The organism is Providencia sp. PROV122 (assembly GCF_028482365.1).
Taxonomy (GTDB): Bacteria; Pseudomonadota; Gammaproteobacteria; order Enterobacterales; family Enterobacteriaceae; genus Providencia; species Providencia stuartii.
Map to the genome: position 1 here is coordinate 155,247 of NZ_JAMPQI010000010.1, position 13,454 is coordinate 168,700.

At 43.1% G+C, this 13,454-nt stretch carries 12 protein-coding genes; 3 read left to right on the top strand and 9 right to left on the bottom strand.

Features of this window, described 5'->3' with window-relative positions:
- Positions 1-17: 17 nt before the first annotated feature.
- The 8 genes from PSE69_RS09160 to lptM form a co-directional block, all read right to left on the bottom strand.
- Complete coding sequence (locus PSE69_RS09160; RefSeq protein ID WP_004915561.1) at positions 18-602, bottom strand: 2OG-Fe(II) oxygenase; 585 nt, start codon at positions 600-602, stop codon at positions 18-20.
- 265 nt (positions 603-867) lie between these two features.
- Positions 868-2,166 carry a hypothetical protein gene (locus tag PSE69_RS09165; protein ID WP_121874730.1) on the bottom strand — a complete coding sequence of 433 codons (1,299 nt, stop codon included), beginning with the start codon at positions 2,164-2,166 and terminating at the stop codon, positions 868-870.
- 212 nt (positions 2,167-2,378) lie between these two features.
- Positions 2,379-4,550: a DNA helicase II gene (uvrD, locus tag PSE69_RS09170; protein ID WP_272675207.1), complete on the bottom strand. Its 2,172-nt coding sequence runs from the start codon at positions 4,548-4,550 to the stop codon at positions 2,379-2,381.
- A gap of 49 nt (positions 4,551-4,599) precedes the next feature.
- Entirely contained in the window at positions 4,600-5,316 is a 717-nt protein-coding gene (yigB, locus tag PSE69_RS09175; protein WP_004915551.1) for a 5-amino-6-(5-phospho-D-ribitylamino)uracil phosphatase YigB, read from the bottom strand.
- Entirely contained in the window at positions 5,316-6,245 is a 930-nt protein-coding gene (gene xerC, locus PSE69_RS09180) for a tyrosine recombinase XerC (protein ID WP_004915548.1), read from the bottom strand. The genes yigB and xerC overlap by 1 nt, the downstream gene beginning before the upstream one ends.
- Complete coding sequence (locus PSE69_RS09185; RefSeq protein ID WP_004915546.1) at positions 6,227-6,931, bottom strand: DUF484 domain-containing protein; 705 nt, start codon at positions 6,929-6,931, stop codon at positions 6,227-6,229. Before PSE69_RS09185 ends, xerC begins: the two co-directional genes overlap by 19 nt.
- A gap of 27 nt (positions 6,932-6,958) precedes the next feature.
- Entirely contained in the window at positions 6,959-7,783 is an 825-nt protein-coding gene (gene dapF / locus PSE69_RS09190; RefSeq protein WP_014657285.1) for a diaminopimelate epimerase, read from the bottom strand.
- Between the two features lie 21 nt (positions 7,784-7,804).
- On the bottom strand, positions 7,805-7,984 hold the full coding sequence (lptM, locus tag PSE69_RS09195) for an LPS translocon maturation chaperone LptM (RefSeq protein WP_004915541.1): 180 nt from the start codon (positions 7,982-7,984) through the stop codon (positions 7,805-7,807).
- A 277-nt stretch (positions 7,985-8,261) separates the two neighbouring features.
- On the opposite strand from lptM, the gene cyaY reads away from it, so the two are divergent.
- On the top strand, positions 8,262-8,579 hold the full coding sequence (cyaY, locus tag PSE69_RS09200) for an iron donor protein CyaY (protein ID WP_004915539.1): 318 nt from the start codon (positions 8,262-8,264) through the stop codon (positions 8,577-8,579).
- Between the two features lie 7 nt (positions 8,580-8,586).
- Here the strand turns inward: cyaY and PSE69_RS09205 are convergent, their stop codons facing one another.
- Positions 8,587-11,157, bottom strand: a complete 2,571-nt coding sequence (locus tag PSE69_RS09205; protein WP_121874731.1) for a class I adenylate cyclase — start codon at positions 11,155-11,157, stop codon at positions 8,587-8,589.
- 598 nt (positions 11,158-11,755) lie between these two features.
- Between PSE69_RS09205 and hemC the strand changes: the two genes are divergently transcribed.
- Positions 11,756-12,700 (top strand): hydroxymethylbilane synthase, encoded by a 945-nt coding sequence (gene hemC, locus PSE69_RS09210; RefSeq protein ID WP_004915533.1) that lies wholly within the window; start codon positions 11,756-11,758, stop codon positions 12,698-12,700.
- On the top strand, positions 12,697-13,452 hold the full coding sequence (locus tag PSE69_RS09215; protein WP_004915530.1) for a uroporphyrinogen-III synthase: 756 nt from the start codon (positions 12,697-12,699) through the stop codon (positions 13,450-13,452). The genes hemC and PSE69_RS09215 overlap by 4 nt, the downstream gene beginning before the upstream one ends.
- Positions 13,453-13,454 lie beyond the last annotated feature (2 nt).

Consider the following 13,454-nt stretch of genomic DNA (forward strand, 5'->3'; position numbering starts at 1 on the left):
CATTGGATAGATAAAGCTTAAAGTATTTTTTCCGTCAAAAACCATCCGGCAATACTTTCACGCTTTTGTTGGGTAGGTAACACTTCATGAGGGAACTCTTCAGACATAAATACAATCATCCGACCGGCTAAAGGGTCAAGCTGAAATAGCTTATTATCCTGCTGATCATACACGACCAATTCACCCCCATCCCCAGATTTCCATGCTTCGTTCATATAAAGCACAGTCGTCACCTTACGCCGCCCTTGCCCTTGGAAATTATCCACATGCTTTTTATAAAATGCCCCATTAGGATAACGGCAAAAATGGGTTTCAAAATCACGCAATCCCATATAGCACGAGCGATTTAGCGCTTGGCGGATTTCATCCATCTTCGCCATATAACTGGCGATAGGCTCGCCCATTTCAGACTCTAGCCAAATTGTCTGATCACCGCGAATGGCTTTATTGCCATGCAGTGACTCACCGTTACCTATGCGCGCATCATGCAGATTATCAGGAATACAGCCCTTAATAGCCTCTATTTCTGACAGGTTCAAAAAATCATCCCACACATACCAACCCTGTGTAGAAAGAGAATCAATTAGATTATTCAATGACATGATAAATATTAGAAAGGTTATTCGGTATGATTTTATACTTCACTGTGTGGAAAATTTAAAATTAAAAACTTAAATCTTAAAGATTAAACTCTCGAATCAAAGTAACCTACCACAAGATAACGATTTTAAATTAGTGAACCATTTGAAAAACAACGATATTACAAACAAACCCCAAGAGTGCTCACCACTAGGATGAGCACGCCCTAATGAAACCAATGACAATTAATCTATTTTACGCCCTAGTCGAACGCTAAGGCCTCAACCATCAACACGTTCCATGCCCACAAAATGCGGTTTTCCCCATACAAAATTTTAGTGCGGCTGATGCACCCTCTCTATTGTCCTTCGTCGCATACGTAAAACAACTCACAGCTTCTGGGGCTTTTTCAAAACTTGAGATTTGCTCACTCAATAGTTGAGAGGACGATGAAATAAGTTTTGACTCCACCATTTTCTGGTCATCGCGATAGGCGGTAAGCAGTGCAATACGGGAAGATAAATATTGTTCGCTAATATTTGCTAACTGCTCTTGCTGAGCTTTTAATAACGAGTACACCGAATTCACTTCTCGATGAAACTTCTTAATATAAGCCTTAGTTGCATTATCCATAAAATCATGGATGGCAACGTTAGTCTCTTTGAGTTCATTTAATTTATTCGAAATATAATTATTATTTTTTAACTCATTTAAACTATCAATATAGTTTTGTAGCTCGGCAGAACCCATTGTTAAATACGCATTGTCATCACGGCTTATATTAAGCGTATTTATAACGTTACTGTAGTGATTATTGAGTATTTCGATATTATTTTTCTGTGTCTGAATCGCAATTTTCGTTGCATTACCTACAGAGAGAAGTAACTCTTTATTTAAACCCGTCTGTTTTGATGCGCCTCTCGTAGACCATGCTGTTAATTTACGCGATAGCGCTTCTATTTTGTTAATTTTTGAATTCACCCCCTTAAAAGCATGTTTAATATCTGAAAGCGCCTTATCACACAATTTGGTTTGCCTTCTATAAGCATCAAGGTAATCCAACGTCGTCACCTTTAGTGCAACCTGTACGCTCTCTAAGAACGGGCTATTTACTGGCGTCTTCTCTAATGATGATGGACTGTTGCTGCTTAACGAGGAAACGCGTTTATCCAATTCAGTGAATCTATCCATTGTTTGCCCGATTGCATGACGTGCCGTAAAGCGCAATTCACTCATTACCGACTCAGGAAACTCGAGATCAAATTTGATCACGCCATGACTAAAGGCCCCAGGGAAAGGCTGTTTACCCCGTTCAAAAGCACGTAGTGATGAGCGGTGATTGGATAACTGTTTTAATATTATTTTATTGGCTTTTTCAATATGATAAATAGCGCTATTAATCCATTGTATTAGTTGTTGGTTTCTTTTATATTGCGCTACATATGGGCTCGTAGTTAGGTGATTTATTTCTGTTTTTAATACTCTTAACACAGATTGATTATCACCGATAAATTGATCATAATCCTTTTTTATTGCATTAAACTTATTTTTATAATTAGTTATATCATCTCTATTTACAAAATCCATTTTATTTTCCCTTAGTTTTAAATAAACGTGCTAACTGATAGCAATGCGGAGCGTTAAAAATATATAACTGAGAGGAGAACAAAACAAATTTTAATTTTATATACGTTAATTAAAACCACATAAAGCTATTAATTAATTCGTTTATAATAAAAGCGAAAACTATAAAAATGCCAATTCTAATAGCGAAATTAGAATTGGCATTTATCAATAAACTATAAATTTTCTAACCGAGCATACGATGCAACCAGCCATTTGATCCCTTGCCCTTGAAAAGCAATTTGCAGTCGACAATGCTCACCACTGCCTTCCAAGTTAATAATTGTGCCTTCACCAAATTTCGGATGGCGAACACGTTGCCCCAACGCATACCCTGAATCATTTCGAGTAACGGGTGTGCCAAGGCGTTGGTGATTAACAGGGCGTGATACGGTTGCACGTAAACGCACTTCTTCAACACATTCCGTCGGTAATTCCGCAATAAAACGTGACGGGCGGTGATAGACCTCTTTCCCATATAAACGGCGGCTTTCTGCATAAGTTATCGTCAACTTTTGCATAGCTCGAGTGATCCCCACATAAGCCAAACGCCGCTCTTCTTCCAAACGCCCACTTTCATCCATCGACATTTGGCTTGGGAACATTCCTTCTTCCATGCCCACGATAAATACATTCGGGAATTCCAAACCTTTAGCCGAGTGAAGCGTCATCAGTTGGACTGCATCTTGATGAATATCCGCTTGCCCATCTCCCGATTCGAGCGCTGCGTGAGATAAGAAAGCCTGCAATGGCATCAGATCCTGATCTTCATCTTGATAGCTAAAGTCGCGCGTTGCGTTGACTAACTCTTCCAAGTTTTCGATACGCGCTTGTGCTTTTTCCCCTTTTTCTTGCTCATACATTGCACGTAAGCCAGAGTCATTGATCACTCTATCCGTTTGTACATGCAGTGGCATCTCTTGCGTTTCTTTCGCAAGTGCATCCACTAATTCTAAGAAACGTTCAATCGCTGCCGCCGCTCGCCCACCGAGGACTTGCTCACGCAATAAATATTCACAACTTTCCCAGAGTGTCAGTTGTTGATCACGCGCGGTTTGCCGTACCGTATCCAGCGTCCGCTCACCAATGCCCCGCGTCGGTGTATTCACGACTCGTTCAAACGACGCATCATCATTGCGGTTAGCAATAAGCCTTAAATAAGAGAGGGCATCTTTGATTTCTTGGCGTTCGAAGAAACGCTGACCACCATATATACGATATGGCATCGCGCTTTGAATAAGGGCTTCTTCCAGTACACGCGACTGAGCATTACTACGGTATTGCATGGCACAATCTTGCAAAGCTCCCCCATTTTCTTGCCACTGTTTAATACGACTGACAATATAACGTGCTTCATCTAATTCATTGAAAGCACAATAGAGAGAGATTGGCTCGCCATCACCGCCTTCCGTCCATAAATTTTTCCCTAATCGATCACTATTATGTGCGATCAATGCGTTAGCGGCTTTCAGAATATTATTCGTCGAACGATAATTTTGCTCAAGACGGATAGTTTCGGCACCGGGAAAATCATTCAAAAAACGCTGAATATTCTCCACTTGTGCACCACGCCAGCCATAAATGGACTGATCATCATCGCCGACGATCATCACTTTACCCGTGTCACCCGCTAACACTCGGATCCACGCATATTGGATACTGTTAGTATCTTGGAATTCGTCGACTAAAATATTGGTGAAGCGTTCGCGATAATGTTGTAGCACATGAGGTTTGTTCAGCCACAGTTCATGGGCGCGTAACAGGAGCTCAGCAAAATCCACTAGCCCCGCACGATCACAAGCTTCTTGATAGGCTTGATATACTTTCAGCCAAGTGCTTTCAACCGGATTACCATAGCACTCAATATGTTGAGGCCGTAGCCCCTCATCTTTTTTGCCGTTGATATACCACATGCCCTGACGGGGTGGCCACTGCTTTTCATCAAGGTTCATCGCTTTTAGCAAACGGCGAATTAACCGATACTGGTCATCACTATCTAAAATTTGAAAATCTTGTGGTAGGCCAGCATCCAGATAATGTTGGCGTAGAAGGCGATGTGCTAAACCATGGAACGTTCCTATCCACATGCCACCTTCACTTGAGCCAATCAATTGATTAATACGGTGGCGCATTTCTGCCGCCGCTTTGTTGGTAAAGGTCACCGCCATAATCGAAAATGGCGATGCATGCTCAACCGCCATTAACCAAGCAATCCGATGTACTAACACACGCGTTTTACCACTACCCGCTCCCGCAAGTACTAATAAGTTAGTGCGTGGTGCAGCAACCGCTTCACGCTGTTTGTCGTTAAGGCCTTCGAGCAGATAAGAAACGTCCATAATTACCATCAAAGCAGAACAGTGGCGATGACCACTGTATTTTTATACAGAAAAATGATTATACCAGTGACAATAGAGAAGCCAACTGAGAAATTTCAACATGCGGCAATAAGCGGACATCTTTTTCTTCCATCAGCGTCTTATTGTCGACATTGATCCAACAAGCTTGCATACCACTGCGGATCGCACCTTCGACATCAGTCAGCAAATTATCGCCAACATGCAAAATGGCATGAGGCTCCAGTGCTAACTTTTGAGCGGCTAACCGATACATATCACAATAGGGTTTCGAGCGCCCATCCGGGCCAGCTTTTAATACAAACTGAAAATATTGCCCTAATCCACACGCATCAGGCTCTGCATTACCGTTAGTAATTGCTACCAATGGCAATTTTTTGGCTAACTGAGTGAGTGTTTGGTGAGTGGATTCAGGAACATCGATTTGATTACGCCAATAAGTAAAATGAGCCATGAGGTCATCCGCCCCTTTTTGCGCGTCTTCACGGCTGTACCCATAGTGGCAAAACATCATTTTCGATGATAACCAACGCCAACGCGTGATGTCATGGCAAATATCAGGCTCTTGCTTCGCCACAATATTGCGAAAAGTGTATAAGTCATCATGGGTAAAATGATTAAACTGCGCATCATATTCACGGACAAAACGTAACACTTCTTCTTCCGTTTTATCAATGACCGGATGGTTGTCATACAATGTATCATCTAAGTCAAACGTAATGGCCTGAATAGGTGATAACGGACGGTAAAAATGCATTAAGGTTTCTCCCTTTTTGCTCTGGGATGAGCCACATCATAAACATTAGCCAGATGCTGGAAATCTAGGTGTGTGTAGATTTGTGTCGTCGATAAATTTGCATGACCGAGCAACTCTTGCACACCGCGTAAATTACCACTTGATTCAAGGATATGTGTTGCAAATGAGTGACGCAATTTATGAGGGTTAATGTGGCTATTAACCCCTTGTTTGATCCCCCATTGCTCAAAGCGTTTTTGAACATTACGGTTAGATATGCGTTTACCACTCTTTGTGGAGATAAAAACGGCACCATCTTCCGGCTCGTACAGCTCTCGCATTTCTAACCAACGCTTTAACCAGCTCACTGCGGTTTTGCCTAATGGGATCTTACGCTCTTTACTCCCTTTCCCCATCACTCTGACCTCACCCATCGCGAGGTCTAAATGACGAACATCTAACCCAACCAATTCAGATAAACGTAACCCCGCACCATACATCACTTCTAACATTGTCCTATCACGGACCACCAGCGGGTCGCCGCTTTCCATGCTCAGCAACTTTGAAACTTCATCCACATCCATATTTTTGGGTAAACGTTTTTTGGCCTTTGGTGCATGGACGGCAGTCACTGGATTTGCAGAAAGCTTATCTTGTTGCACCATCCAATCACAGAAACTCCGCAATGCCGATAAACGTAATGCCATACTGGCAGCTTGTAAGCCTTTACGACGACTTTTTGCTGCCACGTTGCGCGCTTTCGTGGCATCTAATTGCCGCCATTCGCTGACGTTCATTTCATTCAGCATCTCTACGACCACCGTGAGTTGACGGCGATAATTGGTGATAGTGACAGGGCTGAGCCTACGCTCAATTTGTAAATAACGTAAAAATGCTTCGACTTGGATCATCAGCCCTTGTGGCTGGGGGGTTATAGGCGCTCTATCCATCGGCAAAGTAACCTCGGTAGAATTTGAGCCACTTTCTCTAACATAACCGTTCCCATACCCTGTTGATAGTGATCTCGGTCGCGACTCGTAAATATCACCATGCCAGACTCCCCATGATGACCAAATAGTGAGATAGCCACTGACGCCACATTCATGGCATCAGGCAGTAAAAGTTGTATTTCAGGGCCGTTTAAATGGCCTAAATAGTGGGTCTTATCACCGAAACGCTGAATACGAATCGACTCAAATGCACGTCGAGACACGACAAGTGCTTGGGCATCAAGCGGAGCAGATAGCCGCCAGCAATCACTAAATAGACGCACAGACGCCCCGGATAGACCTAATTTTTTCGCCCAACGATTCAAGCTGTTTAACATGTCACTCAGGCTCTGCGCCATTGACATCTCAATCACTAAATACAGCAATTCATCAAATAGTTGACCGTTTTCATGAGCCTGTTCAACCATGAAACAGATATCTTGTTCGAGTTGTTTGATTTTCAAACGTTGACGGTTCATGACGGCTTCAGGGAGCGAAATGGCTCCCTGAATAGCATGTGGGATTGTAAGCTGTTCAATAAGCGAGGCATTACGGATAAAGAAATCTGGCTGTTCCTGTAAGTAACGCACCACTTGGCTATCATCAATTTGATAAGGGCTGTCTAGTGCTACTTCCGGTTTATCCATTATAACCTCTTGATAATTGAATAAAGCTTAGAGCTGGATCACACCATCATAAACATGACTGGCAGGGCCTGTCATATATAACGGAGTGCCTGGACCATTCCAACTTATGTCGAGTGAGCCACCCGGTAAATCAACTTTTACCTGATTAGCCAGTAACCCTTGCTGAATGCCAATCGCGACCGCCGCACATGCACCACTGCCACAGGCTTGTGTTTCGCCGGCACCACGTTCAAACACCCGCAAACGGATATGGTGAGCACTGACGATTTCCATAAAACCAACATTGGTTCGCTCAGGGAAACGTTCATGGCTCTCCAATACAGGGCCTAAAATTTCCACTTCCGCCGTTTTGACGCTTTCAACTTGGATCACACAATGGGGATTGCCCATTGAAACAACACCACATAACACTGTACGTTCTAAAGCGCGAATAATATAGGTCTTTTCCGCTTTGATGGCGCGAAACGGTACTTTCTGAGGCTCAAACTCCGGCTCTCCCATGTTCACGCAAACATCGTCATTTTCATTGATTGTCAATACCATACGTCCAGATTGGGTACTGACCTTAATCTTTTGTTTATTTGTTAGCCCTTTCAAACGCACAAAACGAGCAAAACAGCGGGCGCCATTCCCACATTGTGCGACTTCACTGCCATCTGCATTAAAAATGCGGTAATGGAAGTCTAAATCAGGATCATAAGGCGCCTCAACTAACAGTAATTGGTCAAAACCAACCCCAGTATGTCTATCAGCAAGACGGCTAATCAACTCAGGAGAAAAGTAAACATTCTGAGTGACACCATCAACAACCATGAAGTCATTACCTAAGCCATGCATTTTAGAAAATTGCATATTCCGCTCCATCGCAGCAGCTTATTGTTGGTTTGAGGTCGACACTCGCGAATCTGCCGCTGTGCTATTTTGTGTTTCATCAGATGATTGTGATGATGTCGCCTTATCTTCTGGTGGGAAATAAAGAGGGCCTTTTAAGCCACAACCAGAAAGAGTGAACAAAATAATAAGCGCAGAGAGTCCAACTAAACTTTTTTTCATTATATTTCGCCTGTAAAACTAACTTGTGACGTCTGAATAAGGTAACAGATTAACAGGGCTGCCTTTGCAAATCACTATTGTTCATCAATTGAGTCGTGATTTTGTTCCCCATCCACAATAGCATAATGCTTAAAAGGGGAGCCACCAACAAATGTTTTTAACTGCCATCATGGAAAATCAGAGGGTACCGGTACATTTCTACCGTCAATTGACCCCCATTGATGTTCACACCTATAATTTCCACTAGCGAATGATTTAAACAAATAGGGAACTAACCGTGAATGATAGTGAATTTCACCAACTTGCCGACCAAATGATGGCTTCAATCGAAGAGCATTTGGATAATTATGACGGCGATGCGGATATCGATTGTGAAACGAATGGTGGCGTAATGACGCTCAGTTTTGAAGATGGCAGCAAAATCATCATCAACCGACAAGAACCTTTCCACCAAATTTGGCTCGCCACGAAACAGGGGGGCTATCACTACGATTATAAAGATAACGACTGGGTATGCGACCGTTCAGGCCAACGTTTTACAGATATGCTTGCACAGGCGATTGCTACACAAAGTGGTGAACCTTTCGCATTTTAAAGGCTCATTAATAGTAGTGTGCGCGATGATGAGGTGATGACTCAAAATGCTCTGAGTGTGTCATCTCATCTTTTTCGATATCGAAGGGCCAAGAGCCTCCCGAAAAGGGGATAACTTGGCTTTTGCCTTGATGGTTTACGATTTGATAAAACTGTGGCAGGTTAAAATTAATAAAGCTTGCACCGTATGTGAAGCGATCATGAGATGAGGAGTAGAAGCGGCTCACATCACGCACCAACTCTTCTTTAGAGCCTTCACAATGTGAGTAGATCTCAACACGGTTGACTTCATCCAACACATAAATATTAAACCCTGTGTTATCCGCTGTATTCTCAAAGAAAAACTGTACGATCCCTTCACTTGCATAACCATCGACAACCGCTGGTAAATAGTTGTTCTCTTTCGCATTGAGTTTTACTGGCCAACCATGGAGTTTGTTATGCGAAATAGCACCATAAAACTCCACCGCATTTTCGAGCTTCTGAACAGAGACGTTTAAGCGTTCAAAGAACAAGCCCCATGTCTGTCCGGCAATGCGCAGGGCTTTGAAACGCCCCGGATCATTACGGTTACTTGATAAACGCAAATCAATACACTCTGACACCAATTGCTGCACACGCGTTCTGACTAGCCCACGCAAATGCTCACTGTAGCAGAACACCTCTACAGCGTCTGGTGGCGCGGCATCTTGGTGCATCTTACCTAAAATGGTTTTAAGTGCTTCTAACATGCACTGCTCGCCACTAAAGTGAAGCGTTCTCACCTCATTCCATGAGTTACGATACAGCAAATCAATACTGCCGATAAGACAACGCTGCTCTTGACCAAAGCTAAAGACATCTAATTTTCTAAAATCAAAATGCACAACTTGATTCGAATAAACTTGGGTGGGGTCTTGCTCTAAATTGACAATGATAGCCAAATGGCGAATCTCACAGGGGCTATATAATGCTTTGGGCGTCGGTGCTGGTAGGCGTATCGGGAAGTGCCCTGATACGTCATGCATCAATTCCAATAATTTCTTCTCATCACACTGAGATTGCCCATGATGCATATACACCTGAGTATTTTCGGTCAATAACCCATTAAAATAAGCCCATGCGACGAGTTTATTTAAATAACGGTTATATTCGAGCGGCTGATGACCAATAATGGTTTCAATATACGGAGCTTGGTTATATAAGTACCAACCACTACGATTCGCACGACCCGGCGGAACATAAATAAATGTGAGGTGTTGCTCACTAAGATCCGGTGATATTTGTGGGTTCACTAACGTCACTTTACCCGGTAGCGCTTCAAACGCTGCGTATAACTTACGCGTCAATACGCCAATATCTTGTGGGCTAGCACTGACGCTTAAATTATTACGACGCGCAAAACGGATTAAATTACGATAGCTTTGCATCATCGTATCGAGCAATTCATTGTGTGCTTCACGAACTCGTTCAATTTTCCATTGACTACGCGAATCTAACATCGCTAAGCGTTCAGCACCCCATCCCCATGATTCAACTAACTGAGATAGCACATCGCGTCGCCAGCCAGAGCATTCATTTTCTGTATCTTTAGATAATTTTTCACAGACTTTGAGGTAGAAACAGCGGCGGATTAAATCAAGACGGGTGGTATCATTTATTTCAATTAAATAACGGGTGACACGTTCTAACATCAAACAATACGAGTCTAGACCGTAACAAACTATCTCACCCGCATGAAGATGACGTTTAAATTCTAATGCCAATAACTTACCTTTTGGGTAATCCCACGAATAAGACTCGAGAAGTAAACTTTTTAAGACGGCTTTATAAGGGGAATCGACACTCTTATATAATTGCCATAAGCTAGCCCCGAAATATTCGGCCGCTGACAACTCCCCTAACCCACCGAGATCGAGCCATTCATTTGGCGTCAATACACCTTGTGCATAAAGCGCCATAACATATTCATCGTAATGATGCTCTTCTTCAACTGGCACCATAGTCCATAACAATCTTTTACCTGCCATACGTACTGCGGTGCGGTAAAATTCATCCAGCAATAAAATATGTTGTGTTGAACCACAATCTTCCCCACCGATATGCCCGCTAGCATGATGGCGAAAACGGTTTTCATCAATTAAGAAGACTGTCACATCAATGCCTAAAGAAGCTGCCCACTGCTCGATTAAGGTACATTTTTTTTGTAGCAGGCGTTTCTCTTCGTTATCTAACCATGAGGGATGGCAGACCCAGATATCAATATCGGAGCATTGGCTTTGGCCAACTGAGGAGGTGCTACCCATCGAGTAAATTCCCGTTATCGGTAATTCACCATTCGCTTTTTCTGCGTTGGGAAGATACTTGCCAAATTGGGATAACCAAAGTTTTTGGTCATTGTCGGGGGTGAAGAAGCAAACGCCATAAGGGACATTCCCTTCGATATAACCCGGTATCATAGGGTGATGATAATGAAACAAGACAGGCAGCAGGCTGTAAACCTTACAAAAGGTTTCATCCATTGACGCTGTCGCGCGATCTAACCGAAGTTGGTTTATCGCATCAAGTCTCTGCTTTAAAGTTTCAATATAGAGATACAAGGGATACGCCTGGCTGAATGAACTTAACAACAAATCTGGGTAAAACCCAGCACCCAACAGATAGAAATATATTTAAAATTTTTTTCAAATGAATTGTCGGAAACGTGATCAATTTAACACCTTGCAGCAAAAGGGTAAAGTAGATCACATAATTTTATCTGTGTATTTTTGATACAAATTAATTTTCAACATATTGTATAAAAAGGCTTTTTATTTTTTATAACCCCCGAATATCCCTTGTTTATCAATGGAATAATAACAAATTGTTCGTTCGTTCAAAAAACATACATCCAGCGCCTATTTCAAATCTAATTCGCATTGCGCCTATGCTTGAACGCTTCACCACTAGATTGACGTAAATTGAAACTTTTTTACTCCCTGCACAGCACAAATAGCTAAAAAAATAGGGATGGCACTCTCTGTTTACGATGGCTCCCTCTTATTTATCTCAATCATAAAGAGAAGATTTTTATGAATAATGCGCTCTATAAACGGAGGGTTTAGGAGGCCCTAACTGGAAAACCCATCGCTAAAATGTTAAAACTAGGGATAATTGTATGGTTAATCTATGGCAGTTTATGCCTGAGAAAGCAGCGAAATGACATCAACGAATATTGTCCGTATTGCAACACGTAAAAGCCCTTTAGCTCTGTGGCAAGCTTACTTTGTTAAAGAGAAGCTAGAGCAATTTCATCCAGGCTTACAAGTTGAGCTAGTTCCCATGGTCACTAAAGGCGATATCATTCTAGATACGCCACTCGCCAAAGTCGGCGGTAAAGGCCTCTTTGTTAAAGAGCTGGAGCTTGCCCTGCTGGAAAAACGGGCCGATATTGCCGTTCACTCAATGAAAGATGTTCCCGTTGAATTCCCTGAGGGCCTAGGGCTGGTGACAATTTGTGAACGTGAAGATCCCCGCGATGCTTTCGTGTCTAATCAATATGATAGTCTTGATGCACTACCTGCGGGCAGTGTCGTTGGTACATCCAGCCTACGCCGCCAATGCCAATTAAGGGAACTACGCCCTGACCTTGTTATCCGTGACCTACGAGGTAATGTTGGTACGCGTCTCTCAAAGCTGGATAACGGGGAATATGATGCCATCATTTTGGCTGTCGCTGGGCTGAAACGGTTAGGTCTAGAAGCGCGAATTCGTACAGCATTAGCACCAGAGCAATCTCTGCCCGCAGTTGGGCAAGGTGCGGTGGGCATCGAATGCCGCCTAGATGATGAACGCACTCGCCAACTACTTGAAAAGCTTAATGATGATAATACTTCTGTCTGTGTGCTTGCTGAACGTGCAATGAACATGCGCCTTGAAGGCGGCTGCCAAGTGCCTATCGGTAGCTATGCAATTTGGCAAGATGGACAAATTTGGCTACGTGCACTAGTTGGCGCGCCTGATGGCAGTCAAGTTATCCGTGGGGAACGTTTAACCACACCAGAGCAAGCCACTCAAGCAGGTATCTCCCTCGCTGAGGAGCTGCTTGATAAAGGTGCTCGTGAAATACTGGCGGAAGTTTACCAAGGAAATCCGCCAGCATGAAGGTATTAGTCACTCGGCCGGAGCCTGCTGGCTCTGAGCTTGTTGCTGCCATCAAAGCAAAAGGGGCAGAAGCATTCGCTTTGCCACTTATTCAGGTGGGGCCGGGGGCTGAATTAGACTTACTCGGATCACGTCTTCAACAGCTCACTCAAAATGATTTAGTTTTTCTTTTATCTAAAAATGCGGTCTGGTATGCAGATTTAACCCTTAAACAAGCGGGACGCAACTGGTCAGATAAGTTATCCTATTATGGGATCGGTCGTTCAACTGGTCAGTATTTTGAGGCGCTAACAAGCAAAATGATCCGCTGGCCTGAGCATGGCGAAACCAGCGAAGCATTGCTAAGCCTTCCTGAATTACAGTTTCTTGAAGGGAAACGTGCGCTGCTCTTACGGGGCAATGGTGGTAGGGAACTCCTCGCCTCTACGTTACGGTCTAGGGGAGCGCAGGTGGAATATTGCGAATGTTATACAAGACACCCTGTTTTGTATGATAAAGCAGAGTTTAATCAACAATGGGTTAATAAGGGCATTACAGATATTGTTATCAGTAGTGGTCAAATGTTAGCCTTATTAAATGAATTGATCGCTGAAAATACAAAAGCATGGTGGTTTAATCGCCGTTTATTGGTTGTCAGCGAACGGATTGCAGACCAAGCTCGCCAAATTGGCTGGCAACAGGTCTGTGTGGCAAATAGCGCAGATAATAATGCTTTATTAGAAGCATTACTCTCAACCGACATGGGATGCTAATT